This is a genomic window from Spirillospora sp. NPDC047279 (assembly GCF_040643285.1).
GTDB lineage: Bacteria > Actinomycetota > Actinomycetes > Streptosporangiales > Streptosporangiaceae > Spirillospora.
In genome coordinates this window covers 121431-142194 of the sequence record NZ_JBEYUA010000003.1, presented here as the reverse complement: position 1 = coordinate 142194, position 20764 = coordinate 121431, and the positions used below count along the sequence as shown (strand labels likewise).

General features: G+C 74.3%; 15 protein-coding genes and 1 pseudogene. 3 read left to right on the top strand and 13 right to left on the bottom strand.

Going from position 1 to position 20764, the window contains the following annotated elements:
* Positions 1-2: 2 nt before the first annotated feature.
* Positions 3-836 (top strand): glycosyltransferase family A protein, encoded by an 834-nt coding sequence (locus ABZ810_RS07815; RefSeq protein ID WP_358400617.1) that lies wholly within the window; start codon positions 3-5, stop codon positions 834-836.
* Positions 833-2107: an acyltransferase gene (locus tag ABZ810_RS07810; protein ID WP_358400614.1), complete on the top strand. Its 1275-nt coding sequence runs from the start codon at positions 833-835 to the stop codon at positions 2105-2107. The genes ABZ810_RS07815 and ABZ810_RS07810 overlap by 4 nt, the downstream gene beginning before the upstream one ends.
* 2184 nt (positions 2108-4291) lie before the next feature.
* Here the strand turns inward: ABZ810_RS07810 and ABZ810_RS07805 are convergent.
* The 5 genes and pseudogenes from ABZ810_RS07805 to ABZ810_RS07785 all read right to left on the bottom strand — a co-directional run.
* Positions 4292-6385: pseudogene (locus tag ABZ810_RS07805) on the bottom strand (alpha-(1->3)-arabinofuranosyltransferase family protein); the annotation flags it as partial.
* A 57-nt stretch (positions 6386-6442) separates the two neighbouring features.
* Positions 6443-7822, bottom strand: a complete 1380-nt coding sequence (locus tag ABZ810_RS07800) for a glycosyltransferase family 4 protein (RefSeq protein WP_358400612.1) — start codon at positions 7820-7822, stop codon at positions 6443-6445.
* Positions 7819-8634, bottom strand: a complete 816-nt coding sequence (locus tag ABZ810_RS07795) for a glycosyltransferase (RefSeq protein ID WP_358400610.1) — start codon at positions 8632-8634, stop codon at positions 7819-7821. Before ABZ810_RS07795 ends, ABZ810_RS07800 begins: the two co-directional genes overlap by 4 nt.
* Before the next feature lie 28 nt (positions 8635-8662).
* Positions 8663-8794 (bottom strand): hypothetical protein, encoded by a 132-nt coding sequence (locus ABZ810_RS07790; RefSeq protein ID WP_358400608.1) that lies wholly within the window; start codon positions 8792-8794, stop codon positions 8663-8665.
* Complete coding sequence (locus ABZ810_RS07785) at positions 8794-10596, bottom strand: hypothetical protein (protein ID WP_358400606.1); 1803 nt, start codon at positions 10594-10596, stop codon at positions 8794-8796. Before ABZ810_RS07785 ends, ABZ810_RS07790 begins: the two co-directional genes overlap by 1 nt.
* Positions 10597-10697: 101 nt before the next feature.
* Here ABZ810_RS07785 and ABZ810_RS07780 point away from each other — a divergent pair, with 101 nt between their 5' ends.
* Entirely contained in the window at positions 10698-11495 is a 798-nt protein-coding gene (locus ABZ810_RS07780) for an alpha/beta hydrolase (RefSeq protein ID WP_358400604.1), read from the top strand.
* Here the strand turns inward: ABZ810_RS07780 and ABZ810_RS07775 are convergent.
* From ABZ810_RS07775 to ABZ810_RS07740, 8 genes are all read right to left on the bottom strand, one after another.
* Positions 11458-12756, bottom strand: coding sequence for an RNA polymerase sigma factor (locus ABZ810_RS07775; protein ID WP_358400602.1), 1299 nt, complete (start codon positions 12754-12756; stop codon positions 11458-11460). The genes ABZ810_RS07780 and ABZ810_RS07775 overlap by 38 nt on opposite strands.
* A 64-nt stretch (positions 12757-12820) precedes the next feature.
* Entirely contained in the window at positions 12821-13183 is a 363-nt protein-coding gene (locus tag ABZ810_RS07770) for a YciI family protein (protein ID WP_358400599.1), read from the bottom strand.
* A gap of 111 nt (positions 13184-13294) precedes the next feature.
* Complete coding sequence (locus tag ABZ810_RS07765) at positions 13295-15484, bottom strand: acyl-CoA dehydrogenase (protein WP_358400597.1); 2190 nt, start codon at positions 15482-15484, stop codon at positions 13295-13297.
* A 50-nt stretch (positions 15485-15534) separates the two neighbouring features.
* Positions 15535-15981, bottom strand: a complete 447-nt coding sequence (locus ABZ810_RS07760; protein WP_358400595.1) for a hypothetical protein — start codon at positions 15979-15981, stop codon at positions 15535-15537.
* Positions 15982-16108: 127 nt separating this feature from the next.
* Entirely contained in the window at positions 16109-17962 is a 1854-nt protein-coding gene (locus tag ABZ810_RS07755) for a hypothetical protein (protein WP_358400593.1), read from the bottom strand.
* Positions 17963-18037: 75 nt separating this feature from the next.
* Positions 18038-19096: an EI24 domain-containing protein gene (locus ABZ810_RS07750; protein ID WP_358400591.1), complete on the bottom strand. Its 1059-nt coding sequence runs from the start codon at positions 19094-19096 to the stop codon at positions 18038-18040.
* A 10-nt stretch (positions 19097-19106) separates the two neighbouring features.
* Positions 19107-19988, bottom strand: coding sequence for an SDR family NAD(P)-dependent oxidoreductase (locus ABZ810_RS07745; protein WP_358400589.1), 882 nt, complete (start codon positions 19986-19988; stop codon positions 19107-19109).
* Positions 19989-20107: 119 nt separating this feature from the next.
* The gene (locus tag ABZ810_RS07740; protein ID WP_358400587.1) at positions 20108-20707 is read right to left on the bottom strand and encodes a TIGR03086 family metal-binding protein; all 600 of its coding nucleotides are present in this window, start codon (positions 20705-20707) and stop codon (positions 20108-20110) included.
* Positions 20708-20764: the final 57 nt, after the last annotated feature.

The following is a 20764-nucleotide window of genomic DNA, read 5'->3' as shown; positions in this document are numbered from 1 at the left end:
GGGTGACCGTCGTGGTCCCGACCCGGAACTCCGCCCGCACGCTGGAGCGGTGCCTGGCCTCGGTCCGGGCCCAGACGTATCCGGTGGAGCTGATCGTGGTCGACAACGCCTCCACCGACGCCACGCCGCGGATCGCGGCGGCCCACGCGGACGTGGTGGCCGGGCACGGGCCCGAGCGCAGCGCCCAGCGCAACCACGGCTGGCGCACGGGCGGCGGCGAGATCGTCGTGTTCGTCGACTCCGACATGGTGCTGGAGCCCGAGATCGTCGAGCAGGCGGTCAAGATCTTCGTCACCGAGCCCGACCTCGGTGGCCTGGTCATCCCGGAGTTGTCGTTCGGCGAGGGGTTCCTGAGCCGCTGCCGCGCCGTCGAGAAGCGGGCCTACCTGGGCGACGAGACCGTCGAGGCGGCCCGGATCTTCCGGCGGTCCGCCCTGGAGGAGGTCGGCGGGTACGACGAGGGGCTCACCGCGTTCGAGGACTGGGACCTGGCCGACCGGGTGGCCGTGGCAGGGCCGCGCATCGGCCGGGTCACGGCGGTGGTGTGGCACGACGAGGGGCGCACGACGCTGCGTTCGGCGTTCCGCAAGCGGCACTACTACGGGCGCTGGCTACCGGCCTACCGGTCCCGCCCGCACGCCCGCTCGTTCGGCCGGTCACGCTCCGTGCGCGCGCTGCTGCGCGAAGGGTCGCCGCTGTCGGTCGCCGGGCTGGTGGCGCTCAAGTCCGCCGAGGCGCTGGGCCTGCTCACCGGCTCGCGCCGTACCCGTCGCACCCGCCACGACCGGCACGACGGGCCGGAGCGCGGCGGCTCGGATACCCTTCGGCCACCGTGACACTCGCAGCCCCCCGACCCCAGGCCGCCCGCGACGATCGGCTCCCCACGATCTCCGGGCACCACGCCGCGCTCGACGGCCTCCGCGCCGTGGCGGCGTTCGCGGTGCTGCTCTTCCACGTCGCGGCGAGCACCGGCTACCTCTCCCGGCAGGGCGCGATCCCCGCGCTGCTGTCGCGCGGCGAGATCGGGGTGCCGATCTTCTTCACGCTGTCGGGCCTGCTGCTCTACCGGCCGTGGGCCGCCGCGGCGCTCGGCATGCGCCCGCCGCCGGGCACCGGCTCGTACCTCTGGAAGCGCGCGCTGCGGCTGCTGCCCGCCTACTGGGCGCTGGTCGTGGTGACGATGTTCATGTACGCCGAAGACCACCTCACCGACGTGTGGACGTGGGTCAGCCTCGGCACCCTCACCTACAGCTACGACCCGCACCCGTGGTGGAACAACTACCTCGGCCCCAACGGGATGGGGCAGATCTGGAGCCTGACGGTCGAGGCCGCGTTCTACGTCGCGCTGCCCCTGCTGGCGTTCCTGCTGCGGGTGTGGGCCGGCCGGGCGGGCGACGACGTCGGCGCGCGCGCCCGGCGCCTGCTGTACGGCCTGGGCGGCTACGCCGCGATCTCCGGCGTCTACGCGCTCGGCGTCTCGTTCACGTCCAACGAGGGCTTCTACGGCAACTGGCTGCCACGCTACCTGGCCTGGTTCGGCGCCGGCATGGCGCTGGCCGTGCTGTCGGTCTGGGCGCACGCGGAGCGCGCGCAGTACGGCGGCGACGGGCCGGTCGCGCGGTTCTGCCGTACGGTCGGCGCCTCCTGGGGGATGTGCTGGGTGACGACGGCGCTCCTCTACTGCGTGGCCTCCACGCCGCTCACCGGCGTCTCCCGCTTCATCGCCGCCAGCGCGTGGACGACCGAGCTGCACATCGTGCTGTACGGCCTGGTCGCGCTGTTCCTGATCGCGCCGGTGGCGCTGGCCCCGGCCGACGACCCGGCGATGAGCCGCATCCTGGGCAACCGGGTGATGGCCTACCTGGGCAAGATCTCCTACAGCGTCTTCCTGTGGCAGTTCGTGGTCATCTACGTCTGGTTCGACGTGACCGACCACCCGCCGTTCACCGGCAACCTGCTGGTCGACATGCCGGTGTGCACGCTACTCACGATCGGGGTGTCGGCGGCGAGCTACCACCTGATCGAGAGTCCCGCCCGGCGTCTGGGAACCGGCCGGTGGCCGTCCGTTCGTCGCCGGAAAGCCGTCGGGGAGGGTCTCCCGGGGTGACGCGAACGGACGGGTGACCGCCGTCCAGCGCAGCTCGCCGAGGCCGGGCAGCCAGATGTCGGGCTCCCTGGACGCCGCCAGCATCGCGGCCAAATAGCCGACGACGACCAGCCCCAGCGCCTGCGGGGCCGCGTCGCGCAGCACGTCCGGCACGATCCCCTCGTCCCCGCGCTGCGTCAGCCACGTCCCGGCGGACACGCACACCCCGGCCGCCAGCATCGGCGCCGCGACCACCCAGGCCGACCGCCACCAACGCGCGGGCCCGGACGAGCGCCGCTGCGCCCACAACGTCACCATCGCCACGGCCGCGGTCACTCCCAGCCCTGCGAAGCCCCCCAGCCAGAACCCGAGCGCACCGGCCAGGCCCAGCGCCGCCAGGCGCGCGATCACCCCCGGAGCGCGGGCCGGGGACGCCGGCGCCGGTGCCGCCGCGGGCGCCTCCCGCCGCCGCCAGAACGCGACGACGAAGAGCAGGATGAGCAGGTTGAGCCCGGCGAAGAGCGCCAGCCGGTAGAGCCCGTCGGGCTCGTACCTCAGCTTGACCACGCCCGAGGTGCCCGCCGGGACCTCCCAGGCCTGCCGCCAGCCGTCCAGGCGGACGGCGCGCAGCCCGCGCCCGTCGACCTCGGCCTTCCAGCCGGCGTTGTGGTTCTCGTTGACGACCAGGTAGGAGCGGGCCGCGGCGTCGACCTCCACCTCGCGCGAGCCCTTGTCCCAGCTCCGGACGTCGACCGGCGCGCTCGCCTGGGGCGTGGCCGCGGCCAGCCGGCCGCCCGGGTCGACCACCATCGAGTCGACCCGGTAGGCGGTGCCGCCGGCGCCCAGCCGGTTGTCGCCGGCCGCGATCCGCACCGGGCCGCAGGTCTGGAACTTCATGAGCCGCCCGCCCAGCACGTCGTCCACGGTGCCGGTGAGCTTGCTCTGGTAGGCGACGCCGTTGACGCGGACGGTCGGCCCGTACCCGCACTGCGTGGTGAACGGCTTGAAGCCGGACGCGGTCAGCGGCGCGACGCCGGGCACGGTCACGTCGCTGATCTGGAGGGGCACCTGCGAGGACGTGAACTTGAGCGTCACCCGGTCGGTCCGGATCGGCTGGAACCGCAGCGTGCCGTCCTTGTCGACCAGCCCCTCCCGGACGTCGCCGTCGACGCCGGTCACGGTGACCCGCAACGCCGCCCGCGCCCCGGCCGGGCGGACGAAGGTGAGCTGCCGCAACGTCGCCGCCCGGCCCCACCCGATCTTGAGCGTGGGGGCGCGGTCGTCGCCCGCGGCCAGCCAGGTCGTCGCGGGGTCGCCGTCGAACGCCGACCGCGCCGACCCGGGGACCTCGCGCGTCCAGGCCGAGCTCGCGGTGACGACGTTCTTCGAGCCGAACCGGGTGAGCCGGTCGATCAGGGCCGGGTCGTTCAGCACCGCCGACCCGGTGACCGTGGCGGAGCCGGCGGCCGGCGCCGTGAAGAGCCGGTTGAAGGTGTTGCCCTCCTCGTCGCCCTTGCCGAGGTCGGGCGAGCACACCCAGCGGGACGAGCCGCGCAGGCACTCCGAGCGCGGCGGCACCGACCGCGCCATGAGCTGCGCGGCCGGCTGCGAGGTGGACGACTGCGAGGTGGACGACTGCGAGGTGGACGACACCGAGGGCATGCGCAGGTAGCGGGCCGGCCGGAGCCCGGGGACGGTGAGCTCGGAGATCGCCACGCGGGCCGCGGCGGGCGACACCGGCTCCCTGGCCAGCTTGAGGACGCGGACGCGCAGCCAGTTCGTCGGGCCGGCGGGCGCCCGCAGCCGCTGCGGCTCCGCCGTGGGCCGGAGGTCCTGCTCGACCTTGCCCGCCTGCGTCTCGACCGCGACCCTGGTGGGCGAGGGGCCGAGGAAGTCGTTCTGGAGGAACGACACGTCCACGCCCGTCGCGCCCGGGTCCCGCGCCTCGGTGAAGTCGACCCGCAACCACTGCCGCACCGGGCCGTTCCAGCCCCCGGTCGTCCAGTGCGTGCGCGGGTCGCCGTCGAAGGCGGCCGACGGCAGGGCGCCCGGGTCGTCGAATCCGGTCAGCGCGCTGGGATCGGCGGCCGACGTGGACGCGCCGACGCCCTTGACCCCCTCGTACACGGCGGTGGTGCGGTAGCGCAGCCACGCGCGCTCCTCCGGGTCGGCGCCCTGGCCCCGGGTGTCGGAGCGGGTGCCGCCGGCGGTCTTGGTCGGCGAGATCTGGCTGCGGATCTCGCCGAGGTTGCGGTCACGCCAGCGCAGCGCGTCGGAGGCGACCCGTTCGGCCGGGGCCGCCGGGTCGTCGTCGCCGAGCAGCACCGGGCGGCCCTTGAGCGCCCCGTTGTCGGCCAGCGAGAGCAGCCCTTCCGGCGCCCCGTACAGCCGGACGGCCTGGCTCGCGTCGAGCAGGCTGACGACGTCGTCCGCCTCGCCGACCTCGTAGATCTCGACCGGCGCGTACTGCTGGTCGAACGAGCCGACCGCCTCGTCGTGGCCCCATCCGCCGACCGGCTGGTCGCCGAACGCCGCCACCCGCTTGATGCCGGGCGAGGTCTCCAGGGCCTGGTGCACGCGGGCGGGCCAGGCGCCGCGCAGATCTCCCCGGGCCAGGTCGTTGCGGACGAGCAGGTAGCGCACGCCCATCCGGCCCAGCACCTCGGTCAGGCCGGCCGAACCGCGCCCGGCCGACACCCGCTGGTCGATCGCGTCCATGAGCCGCGCGTAGCCCGGGGAGCCCTGCGGGACCAGCTGCCGGGCGCCCCAGCGCGTGCTGAGCAGCGGCTGCACGATGTCGTCCATCGGGCGGCCCCAGGTGTACTCGCCGAAGCGCGCGCCCGGCACGGCCAGCACCGCCTGCTGCCCGGCCCGCCCGTTCAGCCAGTCGGCCGCCTGCCGCCAGTACTGCGGGACGGCCGGGAAGTCGCCGTTGCCCGCCAGGCCGTTGGTGAGGGCCGGGAACGACACCGCGGCGAGCGTCGCCGAGGCCACCGCGACCAGGCTCAGCCGGGCCCGCGGCCGCCGCAGCGTGCGCGGCAGATGCGCCAGGCCCAGGGCCAGCGGCAGGCGGACCAGGCCGTCGAACTTGTAGAGGTTGCGCAGCGGCGCCAGCGGCCCGTCCAGCAGGTCGCGCATCGGCGCGGCCAGCGGGCTCTCGATCCGGCTCGCGTGCCCGGCGGCGATGATCGCCACGCCGGCCAGCAGGACGAGCAGCAGGAACGTGCGTTCGGGCAGGTCGCGGCGGGACAGCCCGGCCAGCCCGAGGGCGGCCAGCGCGGCGGTGACGACGATGAGGACGGTGCCGGTGGACAGGTGGAAGCCCACCGGCAGGGACGCGTCCAGGTAGTTGATCCAGCGTTCGGTGCCCCGGAACACCTCCGCGATCCCGGTGGACGCGGTCGTCGTGTCGGACTTCTCGGTGTAGCCGAGCCAGGAGAAGCCGTAGCGGCCGGTGAGCACCAGCGGCGCCAGCCACCACCCCACCGCGCAGGCGACGGCCGCGCACCACAGGACGAACAGCCGGATCCGGCCCGGCGTGCCGCGGCGGCGGGTCAGCAGGTAGAGCGCGGGCACGGCGAGCACCGCGATCGTCGCGGTGCCGTTGATGCCGCCGCACAACGCCACGGCGACGCCGGACCGGGCGGCGGCCCGGAGGCGCGCCCCGCGCCCGTCGGGGACCGCGACCAGCGGGATGACGATCCACGGCAACATGGCCAGCGGGAGGTACTCCCAGGAGTTCTGGCCGAGCGCCGACAGGCCGTGCGGCCCGAGCGCGTACGCCATGGCGCCGATGAGGCGGGTGACCGGGCCGCCGACGCCGAACGTCTCGGCCAGCCGCCGGGCGCCGAGGAACGCGGCGCACAGCAGCAGCGACAACCACAACCGCTGGGTGATCCAGGCGGGCAGGCCGATCAGGTCGCCGAGGGCGTAGAACGGGCCCATCGGGAAGAAGTAGCCGGCCGCCTGGTTCTGCAGCTGGCCGAACTGCTGGTGGTCCCACAGGTGCAGCGCCCGGCCGAGGAACCCGAACGGGTTGACCGCCATGTCGATCTTGGTGTCGGCCAGGATGCGGCCCGGCCGGGTCGAGGTGACCAGGACGACCAGGGCGAGGCAGCAGACCGCGGCGCGGAACCGTTCGCGCAGCCGCTCGTCGAGACCGCCCCCACCGGGCTTGCCGGCACCAGGCCGGCCGTCGCGGGACGGGCCGTCACCGGATCGGGCGGGACGGTCACGGTCGGCGTCGGTCAGGCGGCTCGCCAGCCGGTCGATCCACGCTCCCGCGCCGGTCGCCGCCATGCCGTTCGTGCCTCCTCCCTGCGCCGAACCCATGATCGTCCGCGGATCGGGTGCGGCTCAGCGGGCCGGATCCGCGTCGGGACGGCCGAGCAGCCGTTCCGCCGGGGTCGCGATCCGCGCGTCGAGGGCGTCGCCGTGGGCGCGGAACAGCTCGTCGCGTACCGGGCCCTCGACGACGCGGGGGTGCTCGTCACCGTACCCGCGCACGACGTGTGCGTCGGCATCGTCGCTGGCGCTGGTCCCCATCCGGACGGAGGCGGCGATCAGCTCGCCCATGCGGTCGGCGGTGCGGGCCCAGTCGAACTCCCCCGCCCAGTCACGGCAGTCGGCGGCGATCCGGGCGCGGCGGGACGGGTCGTCCAGCTCCTTGAGCGCCCGTTCGACGGTGTCGGCGAGCCCCTCCTCCCCGGCGGGGACGAGCCAGCCGGTCACGCCGTCGCGGATCGCGTCGCGCAGGCCGTCCACGTCGTAGGCGACGGTCGGCACGCCGAGCACGGCGGCCTCGGCGACGCACAGGCCCCAGCCCTCGCCCTGGGAGGCGCTCAGGTGCAGGTCGGCGCGGGCGACCAGGGCCGCCTTCTCCTCCTCGGAGACGAAGCCGTGCAGGACGACCGTGCCGTCGAGGCCGCGCGCGGTGATCTCCGCGGCGAGCCGGTCGTGCTCGGGTCCGCGTCCGACGACGCCCACCCGCAGGCCGGGGAACCGGGGCAGCAGCCGCTCGGCGAGGTCGAGCACCCGCTCCACCCGCTTGTGCGGCACCAGCCGGGTCACGCAGACCAGCTCCGGCGCCCCCGCCCGCTCCCCCGCCTGGACGAACCCGGCCTGAGCGGGATCCGCCTGAGCGGAATCCGCCTGAGCGGGCTCCGCCTGGACGGGCTCGGCCGGGACCGTGACGCCGACGGGCACCAGGTACACCGGGCCCTTCCAGTCCAGCCGCTCGCGCAGCGCGGTGAGCGTGGTGAGGGAGATGGCCGTGCAGGCGTGCCGCCGGTAGGTCCGGCGCGCGACCGGGCCTTCGAGCATCCGGCCGACCCAGGCGAGCCAGGCCGGGAAGTACAGCCCGAACTGCTCGTCGTGCACATGGAAGATCGAGCAGAAGACCGGCACCCGGCGCGGCAGCACCCAGGGCGTGAAGAACGGGATGCCGTTCTGGCAGTCGATCACCGCGTCGAACCGGCGCCGGCGGAGCAGCAGCCAGAGGAGCACCAGCGGGTAGACGGTGAAGCGCCCGCCCGTACGGACGAAGTCGACACCTTCGACCCGTTCGCGGCGGCTCTGCAACCCGGCCCGGCAGGTCAGGTAGGTCACGTGGGCGCCGCGCGCGGCCATGCGCCGGGCCAGCTCCCACGCGTACCGCTCGGCACCCCCCGCCTGGGGGTGCCAGGGATCCCGCCAGTTGACGATCGCCAGCCGGCGGCCTGCGACGCCGCCGGTCATCCCGGTCCGGTCCGGCTGGTCTCGGTGACGGGGAACGCGGGCGCGACCGGGAGCGGCGCCCGCTCCGGCGCCGGGCGTTCCGGGCGGACGGCCACCGCGCGGGCGGCGTCGAACCTGATCCGGGCCAGGTCGCGCAGGCACGAGAAGGAGTGGCGGCGTACCGAGAACGTGGTGCCGGGGACGTCGCGCCACTCGACCGGCAGGTCGGTGATCGCGGCGCCGCGGCGGGCGCAGTGCATGAGCAGCTCGACGTCGAACGCGAAGCCCGTGGTGCGCAGGTCGGTCGCGGCGGCGCGGGCCAGCGGCCCGGCGAAGAACTTGAAGCCGCACTGGGTGTCGGTGACCCCGCCCGCCAGGTCGCGGATCAGCCGGTTGAACGTGACGGCGCCGAGCTTGCGCAGCGGGTGGCTGTAGTCCTCCACCTGCGACCGCGGGTGGCGCCGGGAACCGACCACGACCGGGTGCCCGGCGCGCAGCAGGTCGACCACGGCGCCCAGGGCGTCGAGGCCGGTCGCCATGTCGGCGTCGCAGAACCCCGCGTAGGGGGCGCCGGTGGCCAGCAGTCCGGTCCGTACGGCGGCGCCCTTGCCCCGCTGGGCGCACTCGACCAGCCGGACCGGGACGGGCCCGGACCAGGCGCGGGCGATCTCGGGGGTGGCGTCGTCGCTGGCGTTGTCGACCACGATGATCGCGGTGGGGAACGGCAGCGCGCACAGTGCCGCGCTCAGCCGGGCCAAGCCGTCCGGAAGGCGGGCCGCCTCGTTGTACGCGGGGACCACGATCTCCAGAAGGGTGGGATCGGGGGTGTTCATGAGACCTCTGCGCCCGGGAGGGCGTCGGTCACCGAGTGCCGTAGTTGTAGAGCGGCTTGATGACGGGGTCGTTCTGGGAAGCGTTCGACACCTGGACGACGAGGACGGACGCGAGGGCGGCCAGAACGACGCCGACCACGGCCGCGATCGCAATGCGCATCAGGGGGCCCTTCCACGTAGGGGGTGTCGGAAGTAGGTGGTAAGCGTACTGGCTGGTACGAAAAATGACCAGAGAATCACCCCTATCACGATCGACCACGCCAGCACCGCGGACCACACGGGCGCGCCCCCGTCACTCGCCTCCGCCGGGTCGTCGATGCGGTAGAGGACCAGGTCGGGGTCGTCGAGGACGAGGCTCGCCCCCGCCAGGCGGGCCCGCACCGGGTTGCCGGGGCCCGTCTCGGCGTCCAGCGCCACGTACCTGACGCCCGCCGCGCGCAGCGCCTCGGTCAGCGGCGCCGCCGACCGCACCGCCGCGTCCAGCCGCCGGGCGCGCGGGTCCTCGGCGGTGATCGTCGTCGGGCCGATGATCACCGCGTCGCTGACGATCACCCGGCGGTCCAGGTAGCGCGGCAGCGCGTCCAGGCTGGTCCGCCCGCCGTTCCAGGGGTACGAGCGGTAGGTGGCCCACGGGAGGACGAGGACGTCACCGGGCACCCGGTCGGCCCGGACGGTCTCCCGGGCCTTCGCCCACGCCGCCGGGTAGTCGATCGCCGCGAACCGCCCGGCCGCCCCCCACGCCAGTGTCGGCAGCAGGAAGATCGGAGCCACCACGGCGAAGATCGCCAGCACGGCCCCCGCCGTCTCCGTCCGCGACGCGCTCCTCGCCGCGCCACCGGTCTCCGCCGATCGCCCGGCGGCACCGGTCTCCGCCTCCGCCCCGGCCGCCGTCCCGGCGGTAGCGGCCTTCGGCCGGGTGACCCGTTCGACCAGCACGCCGAGCCCGGCGGCGACGAGCACGGCCAGCGGCGCCACGTACTGCTGCCCGTCCCGCAACACCGCGAAGCCCGGCCAGAGCTCGATCATCCAGCGCAGCAGGCCCGGCACGACCGCGCCCAGGGCGGCCAGCACGAACCCGATCGCCGCCGCGAGGGCGAGGCCGCGCGTCCACGCGGTCCGGCACCACCGGCCGTACGCGACGACCGCCGCGATCACCAGCAGCGCCCACGCGGCGGCGGTGACCGGCGCGCCGTAGCCGGCCGGGACCGTCTCGCCGTTCCACGCGCCGCCCAGGAGCAGGAGGCTGCCCACAGCGCCGAACGGGGTGTCCGCGCGCGCCGCGAAGGCGTCCACGCCGGCGGCGTCGCCGGGCATGCCGGCGGGCCGCAACCACCCGGTCACCAGCCACGGCAGGCTCAGCACGACCAGCGCGGCCGCCGTCCGCGCCAGCGCCCGGCCCCGCTCGCGGCCGGCCACCGCCGCCACCGAGAGCGCGGCGAGCGCCGAGATCGCGATGGCCGCGAAGCCGCCGATCGCCGCCGGGATCAGGACGCGGACGAGCCGCCGCCCGCCGCCCGGTTCGGCCGCCCGGGCCGCCGCGCCCACCACCCAGGGCAGCGCCGCGTACCCGAGCAGGAAGGCCCAGTGGCCGAGGAGCAGCCGCTCGGCGACGAAGGGGTTCCAGGCGTAGAGCACGCCCGCGGCGAGCCGGGGCGCGAGCCGCTGCGAGGGCACCAGCGACGCGGCGGACGTGCAGGCCATCACGAAGATCGCCAGCAGGACCAGCTTCTGCACGAGCCCGGCCGGGAGAACGGTGGCGAGCGCGGTCACGAAGGCGTCGCTCGGCACGTGCCGCGGCACCGTCCCGGTCAGCCCGAAGGTCATCTTCGTGAACACCGGGTCGGGCACGAACACCATGTCGTAGGACAGCAGGAAACCCGGCGCGAGGCCCGGCCCGATCGCCAGCAGCCCCAGCACCACGCCGGTGATCGCGGCCACCCCGTGCCGCCCGCGCCCCATCATCGCGCTTGGACGCTACCCGATCACCGCGGGGCGTCCGGCACCGCCGATGAGTTTCGTCGGTGGGACGAGTCGGCATTCACGAGACGAGGAAGGGAGCCGGCATGCCCGAAAGCAGCCTGAAGGTGCCGGGCGCGACGCTGCGCTACGAGGTCCGGGGGGACGGGCCGGTGCTGGTGCTGATCCCCGCGGCGTTCATGGGCGGCGGCGCGTTCGAGGCGGTGGTGCCCCGGCTGGCGGCGGACTACACGGTCGTCACCTACGACCCCCGCGGGCTCGGCCGCAGCACGGCGGACGGCACCGGCGCGATGCCGGTGGAGACCCTGGCCGACGACGTGTGGCGGCTGATCAGGGCGGTCACCGACGGGCCCGCGTACGTGTTCGGCACGAGCAACGGAGCGATCAACGGGCTGAGCCTGGCGGCCCGTCACCCGGACGCGGTGCGCGTGCTGGTGGCCCACGAGCCGCCCGTCGTCGAGCTGCTGCCCGAGCGGGCCGTCCACCACGCCGAGGCCGAGAAGGTGATGGCCGCCTACGCGAGCGACGGGCCGATCGCCGCGATGCGGACGTTCATGGTCGGGGCCGGGTTCGCCGAGGACGCCGGGGGCGACCCCGAGCCGTGGATGCTGATGATGGAGAAGGACATCGACGTCTTCTACGGCCGGATCTACCCGGAGCTGCGAGGGCACGTGCCCGACATCGCGGCGCTGCGCGGCGGCACCGCGAAGGTCGCGATCGCGGTCGGCGCCGAGGCGAAGGGAGAGATCGCCCACCGGTCGGCGGAGGCGCTGGCCGAGCGGCTGGGAACGGAGGTCGTCGGCTTCCCCGGCGACCACGGCGGCTTCGCGCAGGACCCGGAGGCGTTCACGGCCGCTCTGCGGAGGGCCGTGGGGCCGGCCTGAGCTCGCCGGCCCGCCGCTGGAAGATCGCCCGCTCGCGGTCGTTGCGGGTCATCGCGGCGGCGCGTTCGAACTCCGCCCTGGCCTCGGCGGTCCGGCCGAGTTTGGCGAGCAGGTCGCCGCGGGCGGCCGGCAGCTGGGCGTAGCCGTCGAGCGCGAGGCCGTCGAGGATCTCCAGGCCCCGCTCCGGGCCGTACGCCATGCCGACGGCGATCGCCCGGTTGAGCTCGACGACCGGCGAGGGGGCGGCCCGGCCGAGGATCTCGTAGTAGGCGGCGATCGCCGTCCAGTCCGTGGCCTCGGGGGTGCGGGCGCGGGCGTGGCAGGCGGCGATCGCGGCCTGCACGGTGTACGAGCCGATCCGGCCCGGCAGCGCCTCGGCCCGTTCGAGCGCTTCGAGGCCGCGGCGGATGAGCAGGTGGTCCCAGCGGGCCCGGTCCTGGTCGAGCAGCAGGACGGGCTCGCCGGAGGGCGAGGTGCGGGCGGGCAGCCGCGACGCCTGCAACTCCATGAGCGCCACCAGGCCGTGCACCTCGGGCTCGGCCGGGACGAGCCCGGCCAGCACCCGTCCCAGGCGGAGCGCCTCGTCGCAGAGCGCCGGGCGGGCCCAGTCGGCGCCCGCGGTCGCCGCGTACCCCTCGTTGAAGACCAGGTAGACGACCTCCAGGACGGAGCCGAGACGGGCCGGGAGGTCGGCCGGCGCGGGCATCTCGAAGCGCACGCCCTTGGCGGCGAGCGTGCGCTTGGCCCGCAGGACGCGCTGCCCGACGGTCGGCTCGGACGTCAGGAACGCCCGTGCGATCTCGTCGGTGGTCAGCCCGCAGAGCAGGCGCAGCGTGAGCGCGACCCGCGCCTCCCTGCCCAGCACCGGGTGGCAGGCCATGAAGATCAGCTGGAGCAGGTCGTCGCCGATGGGATCGTCGAGTGCCTCGTCCAGGTCGGGTTCGTGCGGCGCGGGCAGCCGGTGGCCGAGCTCCTGGAGCTTGCGCTCGTAGGTGGCGCGGCGCCGGACGAGGTCGATCGCGCGGTGCTTGGCGGTCGACATCAGCCAGCCGCCCGGGTTGGGCGGGACGCCCTTGTCCGGCCACTGTTCGAGGGCGATGACGAACGCGTCCTGGGCGAGCTCCTCGGCGAGGCCGACGTCGCCGACCATGCGGGTGAGCGTCGCGATGATCCGCGGCGACTCGATCCGCCAGACGGCCTCGACGGACGGGTGCACGGATCCCCGTGAACCCGGCGAGTCGGTCGAATCGGTGGCCGCCATGACCACCGATTCAACCACTCGCCGGGTTCGGCGGCCTAAAGGGCCGGGGCGGCCGGCCCGGCGGTCACTGGAAGTCCTCCGGGCCGAAGATCTGGAGCACCTCGCACTCGCCCGCCCAGCCCGGCCACAACTCCTGGTGCAGCCGCATGAAGCGGGTGCACCACTCGACGGCCTCCTCCTTCGAGCGCACCTCGTAGACCGCGTAGCTGATCATTTCCTTGGACTCGGCGAACGGGCCGTCGGTGACGCTCAGGCTCCCGTCCGCCACGTCGATCCGCGCGCCGAGCGCGCTGGGCGCCAGCCCGCCCTGGTCGAGCAGCACCCCGGCCTTGGCCGCGTCCTCGCCGAGCTTCATGATCTCCGCCATCAGCTCCGGCGGCGGCGGGGTGGCCGGGCGGCTGTCACGCATGACCGTCAGGTAGCGCATCTCGTTCTCCTCCGTATCGAGGACCCCGTCTTTCGAGGTCCTTGCCGATACCTCGAACGGGCGACGGCGGATCCGACACCCGGCGGAGAATTCTCCCGGGAAATTTCCGGATCACGCCTCGGGGTCGCGCGGCAACCCGAGGATCCGTTCGCCGATCACGTTGAGGTTGACCTCCGTCGTACCACCGCCGATCGTCATCGCGCGCGAGGCGAGCAGGTAACGCGTCCACCTGCGGCGCAGGTCGGAGCGCCAGCCGCCGGTCAGCGCCCCCTCCGGGCCGAGGAGCGTGAAGCCGTACTCGGTGATCTGCTGGCCGTGCTCCATGGCGACCAGCTTGCGGACGTTGGCCGTCGCACCCGGGTCGGTGCCCGACAGCTGCTTGAGCGTCGCGCGGAGGCCGAGGAGGGCGAACGCGTGCTCGTCGCAGGCGAGGCGGCCGAGGGCGTCGCGGACGAGCGGGTCGCCGGCCAGGCCCAGCCCGGTGGCGAGCTCGACCAGCTTGGGCAGGTCGCCGCCGAGCTGGAACGAGCTGGTCAGCCCGACCCGCTCGTTGGCCAGCGTGTTGCGGGCGACGCGCCAGCCCTGGTCGACCGGGCCGACGACGCGGTCGTCCGGCACGAAGACGCCGTCCAGGAAGACCTCGTTGAACACCGCGTCGCCGGTGCACTCGCGCAGCGGGCGGATCTCGATGCCGGGCGCCGACATGTCGACGAGGAAGTAGGTGATGCCGTCGTGCTTGGGCCGGTCGGGGTCGGTGCGGGCGATGCAGATCCCCCACTGGGCCTCCCGGGCCAGCGACGTCCAGATCTTCTGGCCGGTGATCTGCCAGCCGCCCTCGACCCGTTCGGCCCGGGTGGTCAGCCCGGCCAGGTCGGACCCGGCGCCCGGTTCGCTGAACAGCTGGCACCAGACGATCTCGCCGCGCAACGTCGGCGGCAGGAAACGTTCCTGCTGCTCGGCCGTGCCGTACTGGACGAGCGACGGCACCACCCAGGCGGCGATCATCAGCGGCACCGGCCGTACCTTCGCGGCCTTGAGCTCCTGCTGGATCACGATCTGCTCCAGCGGCCCGGCCGCCTTCCCCCACGGCTCGGGCAGGTGCGGCACGACCCAGCCGCCCGCGGCCATCGCGGCGCGCTGCTCCAGCGGTTCGAGCGCGGCCAGCTCGGCGACCCGCGCCCGGATCCCGGTGCGGAGCTCCTCGGCGTCCGGCCCGGTCAGCTCGATGGTCATGGGGCGGCGGACGCCCTCGACGGCGAGCGCGGCCACCTCGGCGTGCGCGGCGGACGTCCGGCCGAGGAGGGCGCGCAACGTCAGCGCGCGGCGGTAGATCAGATGGGCGTCGTGCTCGAACGTGTAGCCGATGCCGCCGTGGACCTGGACGTTGCCCTCCGCGCACTCGACGGCGGCGTCGGCGGCGAGCGCGGCGGCGACCCCGGCCGCGTAGGCGCGCTGCCGTTCGTCCGGCTCGGTCAGCGAACGCGCGGCGTCCCAGACGGCGGCCCGCGCACGCTCGAGGGAGACGAGCATGCGGGCGCACTTGTGCTTGACGCCCTGGAACTGGCCGATCGGGCGGCCGAACTGCTCGCGCAGCTTGGCGTACGCCACGGCCTCGTCCAGCGCGCGGCCGGCGACGCCGCACGCCTCCGCGCCGAGCACGACCACGGCGAGCGCGTGCGCGTGCTCCCCCGTGACGCCGGCCAGGACGTGTCCGGCGGCGACGTCCGCCACGGTCACCGAGCCGGTGGGCCGGGTGAGGTCGAGCGCCTCCAGCGGCTCGACCGCGGCGTCCGCGGAGTCGACGACCGCCCAGCGTCCGTCGTCGAGGGGCAGCACCAGCAGGTCGGCGAGCTGCGCGCCGAGCACCGGGCCGGCCGTTCCCGAGACCCGGCCGCCGGTCTCGGCCAGCGCGCCGGTGAGCGCCACCGCGGCGGTGCGGGACCCGTCGGCGAGTCCGGGCAGCAGATCGCCCCTGGCCTTGTCGTCGCCGCCCGCGGCGATGAGCGCGGCGGCCAGGACGGCCGGGGTGTACGAGCCGGGTGCGAGCGAGCGGCCCAGCTCCTCCAGTGCCACGGCCTGATCGAGGAGGCCGAAGCCCTGGCCGCCGTGCTCCTCGGGGAGGTGCAGGCCCAGCAGCCCCTGCGCGGCCAGCGCCGGCCAGAACTCCGGGCGCCGCGGCTCGTCGCCGCGGTCGGCGGCCTCGACCGCCGTCCGGACGACCGCCGGCGTGATGTGCCGGGCCGCGAACCCTCGTACGGACGCCGCCAGCGCCTCGTGCTCCTCGGTCAAGCCGATCGCCATGACACGCACCTCTCCTCGGGTGGGCCACAGCTTATTAGAACGAGATTCGGTCACGCCCAGAGCATGGCGACCACCACGCCCAGCATGAGGACCGCGAAGACCCCGACGACCGCGGCCGTCATCAGGTCCTGCCGCCGGAGCGTCTCCGCGGAGATCTCGCTCACCGGCCGCCTGGGCCTGGACCCGGGCACGGACCCGGGATCGACCTCGGACGCGGCTTCGGGTACGGATTCGGCTTCGGGTACGGATTCGGGTTCGGGTTCGGGTTCGGGTTCGGGTTCGTCGTGCGGTTCGAGGCGTTCGCGGGCGATGCTCGGCGCCTCGGGATCGGCGGCCGGGACGGGCATCACCCCGGCTTCGGGCGCCGGTTCGGAGGCCGTTTCCGGCGCGGGTTCGGGAGCCGGGCCGGCGGCCGGATCGACGGGAAGGCCGTCGGTGCCGAGGACCGGGAGCGGCCCGGTGGGCATGTCGTCGGGAGAGTGATCTTTCCGCACCACACGGGGCAGATTAAGGGAAACATCACCTAACGCGCACAGTTCACAACGGAACGCCGCGACGGTCAGGACCGGAACACGAACGGCGGCCCGCGGAACAGCCGCGGGGCCGCCGTCACGCCGTGCCCGGCTAGCGGGCCACCTTGAGCTGCGTCATGAACTGGTTGAGGTCGGGCCACATCTTGCGGTGGGTGTTGGGCATGGACGCGAACACCACCGCCGGGGCCTTGCGCCCGGTGTCGATGACCGCCGCCACCACGACCTCGCCGGTGGCGCGCACGCCGGCGCGCTTGTAGGTGAGGTACGAGGCGATCAGCCAGCCCTTGCGGCCGTCGACCGTCAGCTCCTGCGAGGCCAGCGGCGCCTTCTTGTGCGGGAAGGCGTAGTAGTTCTGCTCGAACCCGAGGGCGGCCAGGCCGGTGATCTGCTTGATGCTGTCCGGGCCCTTGTAGGAGGCCTGCAACGTCGGGATCAGCGTGCCGGTCAGCAGCTGGCCGTACCACATCTGCCCGCCGCGCTTCTCGGTCACGACGATCTGCTGACCGGACCAGCCGGTCACGCCGAGCTTGTTCTTCTTGGTCGGCACCACCCAGGGGGCGGCGAGCCGCGGGTAGGACAGGCCCGAGTGCGGGTCGCTCACCCGGCCGAGCATCCGGCTCGGCCGGCCGGCGAAGCGCGCGAGCGCCTTGTCCGGGGGAAGCTCGACCTTCGGCACGTCCTGCGCGGGCGGCTTGTTGCCCGCCGGGCCCTGGTCGTTGTCGGACGGCGCGGCGCCGCCGCCGTCGCGGCCCTTGAGGAGGTAGACGCCGCCGGCCGCGAGCAGGGCCACCACGAGCAGCCCGACACCGCCGAAGAGCACCAGCCGGGAACGGCTCCCCTCGTCGTCGAGATGGTCGCGGCCGGACCTGGGCGACGGCGCGGGCGGTGTGGACGGCGTGGACGGTGTGGACGGTGTGGGCGCCGCGGGGCCGACGGACTCCTGCACGGGGGCCGCGGCCTGCTCGTTCGCGTACCGGTCGTCGGAACGCCGGTCGTCCGAGCGCTTGTTGTCCGAGCGCTTGTCGTCCGAGCGGGACCGGCCGAACCGGCGCTTGCCTTCGGCGCCCTTGCCGAGCATCGCGTCGGCGGAGTCCTCGTCCTGCATCCAGTCGGGCATCTGCCAGTTGCCGGAACTCGGCTTGCCCGGCTTGCCCGGCGTCGCGGGCCCGGTCGGCGTGACGTACAGATCATCGCCACCGCCACCGCCACCGGCCTGGCCGTCGAACAGCGAGCCCTCCCAGGCCTGCTGCCCACCGGCGGCGGGCCGTTCGCCGTAGGCGTCCGCGTCGGACTCGGCGGGAACGGGCGGCTGCTCGGCGGCCACCGGAGCGACCTTGATGTCGTCGGCGGCGGGGGCCTCGGTCTCCGCGAACGGCTCGGCCTGCCCGTTGCCGGATGCCCAGGCCTCGGGCTCAGGGGCCGGGGACTCCCAGGTCTCCGTGGCCGGGGCCGGGGACTCCCAGGTCTCGGGCAGCGCGGTCTCGGGCAGCGCGGTCTCAGGCAGCGCGGTCTCGGGCGTCACGGTCTCGGGCGTCACGGCCTCGGACACCGCGGGCCGCTCCGTCTCAGGCGCTGTCTCAGGCGCTGTCTCAGGCACCGTCTCAGGCACCGTCCGGGGAGCCACTGCCTCGGGCGCCGCCGCCTCAGGGGCCGCCGTCTCGGGCGCCACGCTCTCGGGCGCGCCCGCCTCGGCCTCGGGTCCGGTGGTCTCGACCTTGCCCCAGACGTCGTGCGGGGGCAGGGCGCCGGGGTCGGTCTCGATCTCGGCCTCTCCGTTCGCCGGTGCGGGGACCCCGACCTCGGGCATCTTGGCCTCGGGGAACGTCATCCTGACCGGGATCTCCCCGGCCGGGTCGCCCTCGTCCTGGCCGGTCTCCCGGCTGCGGTCGGCGGCCTCATCGCTCATCTCGGTCCAGCGCATGACGCGCTCCCCCTGATCGGACATGCGGCACACGTTACGCGAAGATCAGCATTTGCGGACCGGCCGGTAATCACGCTCAGGACACATCTTTCTATCGCCTCAGCGATGTCCAGGAGTTCCATGCTCACCCCCTGTGACCAGCGGATTGATCGCAAGACGCTCCCTGGCCAGCAGGGTCCCGCCCGCCACGGCGCCCGGCATCGCGAGCACGGCGCCGAAGGGGATGAGGAAGACCACAAAGGTGGCCGCGCCGAATCCCACCGCGAGCATCCGGTTCTGTTTGAGGATCGCGAACCTCTGCTTGCGGCGGATGCCGCGGCGCTCCAGCGCGATCGAGGTGAGCTCGCCCGCGAGAAAGTAACCGGAAACACACGCCGCGACGACCGGGACCACGGTCTGGCCGACGATCGGGATGAATCCGCACACGAAAAAGACGATCGCGAAGACGATCGCGACCGCGCCGAGGAGCGCCGCGTCGCGGATCGCCCGGCCGATCTGCGTCAGCAGCGGGTCGTCCGGGTCGGGCGGCGCGCCGCCCCGCGACTCCTCGACCTTGACCGCGATGTGCTCGTAGAACGGTTCGCCGACGGTCAGGGTGATCGCGGTGAACGTGATGATCGCGAGGAACAGCGCGGCTCCGAAGAGCGCGATCCCGGCGATCACGCGGACCGTCGACCGCACGCTCTCCGACCAGTCGTCGGCGAACGGCGTCACCCAGCCGGCCAGGTCGCCCAGGTTCCAGCCGAGCGCGGTCAGCGCCGCCACGTACGCGATGAGGACGATCAGTGCCGGGATCAGCCCGAACAGCCACTTGCCGGGGCGCCGCGCCACCCAGCCGAGGCCCCGGAAGAAGTACCCGGCACCGGTGAACAGCGCCGCGATGCCCCGCTTGCGCGGCAGCGGCGGGTGCTGGTCCCAGGGCGCGGGCTGCCGCGGCTGCCCCGGCGCCTGCTGGTACGGCTGCGGGTGCGCCGCCTGGGCCGGGTGAACGGGAGCGGCGGCGGGCGGCGGGCCGGGCGGCGGCCCCTGCGGAGGCAGCTGCCCCTGGCCAGGTCCCTGGCCGGGTCCCTGGCCGGGCCCGGGGCCTGGCCGGGGGCCGGGACCAGGGCCGGGGCCGTGCGGTGGCGGGGGTCCGTACGGATCGTGCGGTTGGCTCACCCGCCCCACGCTATCGGGCCGGAAGGCTCACAAGGTCGGCGGAACGATCCCAGACCGCCCGCTGGAAAGTGGTGTCCCTGCGGGCGGCGACGACCGGCAGGCGCGCGCCGGCACGGGTCGACGCGACGAATCCGCCGGTGCGTCCTTCGAAGCCCGGCTCGGTCGCCAGCCGGACGACCATCCGCGCGCCCTGCGCCGGCGTCCGCAGCAGCGGCGTGCGTTGCAGCAGCGCGCCGAGGCGTTCCCGCGCCGGCAGGCCGTGGGCGATGCCGGTGGACAGGCCGGTGACGACGGCACCGGGGCACAGCGCGTTCGCCGTGACCCCGGTGCCCGCGAGCCGTGCGGCGAGTTCCTGCGCGAAGAGGATGTTGAGCAGCTTGGAGCGCCCGTACACGCGGAAAGAGCCGGGTTTGCCGTACGAGCCGGGCTCGGCCAGCGTCTCCGGATCGAACCGGCCCGCCCAGCGGTGCGCCTCGGAGGACACCACCACGACGCGCGCCGGGGCGGACGCGGTGAGGAGGCCGGTGAGGAGGTTGGTGAGCAGGAACGGGCCCAGGTGGTTGGTCGCGATCATCCGGTCGAAGCCGTCGGCGCTGACCCCGGACCGCCCGTCGTGCACGCCCGCGTTGTTCACCAGCACGTCGAGCCGGTCGAGGCGCTCGCCGAGCCGGGCGGCGACGGCCCGGACGTCGGCGAGCACCGACAGGTCGGCCAGGAAGATCTCGGCCCCGGCGCCGGGCGTGCTCCGTTCGATCTCGGCGACGGTGGCCTTGCCCTTCGCCTCGTTCCGGCAGACGATCGCGATCCGGTACCCCCGGCGGGCCAGTTCCAGCGCCGTCGCCCTGCCGATCCCCGACGTCGCGCCCGTCACCACGGCGATCTTCTCGTCCATGGCCCCAGATTTCCGAAGCCGGCGCCCCACCGGAAGGCCCAAGCGTCACGACCTGACCGGAACTCCCTGATCAGAACGGCCCGCCAGAGCGGCGCCCCGGCCGCCAGGGCTGCCCTGGCCTACGGCGTCCAGCGCGGGTCGCGGCCGGAGAGCGCGAGCGCCCGCTCGAACGCCGTGGCCGTCCCGCCGCCCGCGCCCGCGTCCGTCCCCAGATCGACGGGGTCGGCGAAGCCGTCGTACTGCCGGTACATCTCGGCGTTCTCCTCGACGACCTTGAGCAGCAGCTCCCCCACCTCCGGGGACACCCGGAACTCCTGGCCGGTGGCCCTGGCGACGTCCCATCCGTGGACCGCCGTCTCCTTGATGATCAGCTCCGCGATCGTGCCGGCCGGGGACGCCGCGAACCCCAGGTCGACCTCGCCCTCCCAGGCCGCCGGGTCGGACCACGCGGCCACGGCGCGGTCGAGCTGCGCCGCGTACGCCTCGGCCCAGCCCTCCTCGGCCGCGAAGTCGCGTTCGGTCAGCTCCTCCGGGATGGGCGTGCGCAGCGCGCGGTGCTCCAGCCCGTGCGAGGTGTAGAGCACCCAGTGGTTGATCAGCTTCCGTACGTCGAACTCCGAGCAGGGGGTCGGGTCGCCCAGCTGCCCGGGCCGGACGCCGCGCGCGACGCGGGCGGCCTCGGCGGCGCATTCCTTCATGTGGACGTGAAGTTCGTTCATGGGAGAAACCCTAGGTAGGCACCCCTTTTCCCCTCTTGAAGAAACGCGCCAAGTACC

Coding starts and splice junctions, on each gene's coding strand:
- ABZ810_RS07790 (WP_358400608.1), bottom strand. CDS start 8,794: ATGCGCATTGCGATCGCGGCCGTGGTCGGCGTCGTTCTGGCCGCCCTC.
- ABZ810_RS07775 (WP_358400602.1), bottom strand. CDS start 12,756: ATGGCGGCCACCGATTCGACCGACTCGCCGGGTTCACGGGGATCCGTG.
- ABZ810_RS07740 (WP_358400587.1), bottom strand. CDS start 20,707: ATGAACGAACTTCACGTCCACATGAAGGAATGCGCCGCCGAGGCCGCC.
- ABZ810_RS07785 (WP_358400606.1), bottom strand. CDS start 10,596: ATGATGGGGCGCGGGCGGCACGGGGTGGCCGCGATCACCGGCGTGGTG.
- ABZ810_RS07770 (WP_358400599.1), bottom strand. CDS start 13,183: ATGCGCTACCTGACGGTCATGCGTGACAGCCGCCCGGCCACCCCGCCG.
- ABZ810_RS07800 (WP_358400612.1), bottom strand. CDS start 7,822: ATGACCGGCGGCGTCGCAGGCCGCCGGCTGGCGATCGTCAACTGGCGG.
- ABZ810_RS07755 (WP_358400593.1), bottom strand. CDS start 17,962: ATGTCCGATCAGGGGGAGCGCGTCATGCGCTGGACCGAGATGAGCGAT.
- ABZ810_RS07780 (WP_358400604.1), top strand. CDS start 10,698: ATGCCCGAAAGCAGCCTGAAGGTGCCGGGCGCGACGCTGCGCTACGAG.
- ABZ810_RS07765 (WP_358400597.1), bottom strand. CDS start 15,484: ATGGCGATCGGCTTGACCGAGGAGCACGAGGCGCTGGCGGCGTCCGTA.
- ABZ810_RS07795 (WP_358400610.1), bottom strand. CDS start 8,634: ATGAACACCCCCGATCCCACCCTTCTGGAGATCGTGGTCCCCGCGTAC.
- ABZ810_RS07745 (WP_358400589.1), bottom strand. CDS start 19,988: ATGGACGAGAAGATCGCCGTGGTGACGGGCGCGACGTCGGGGATCGGC.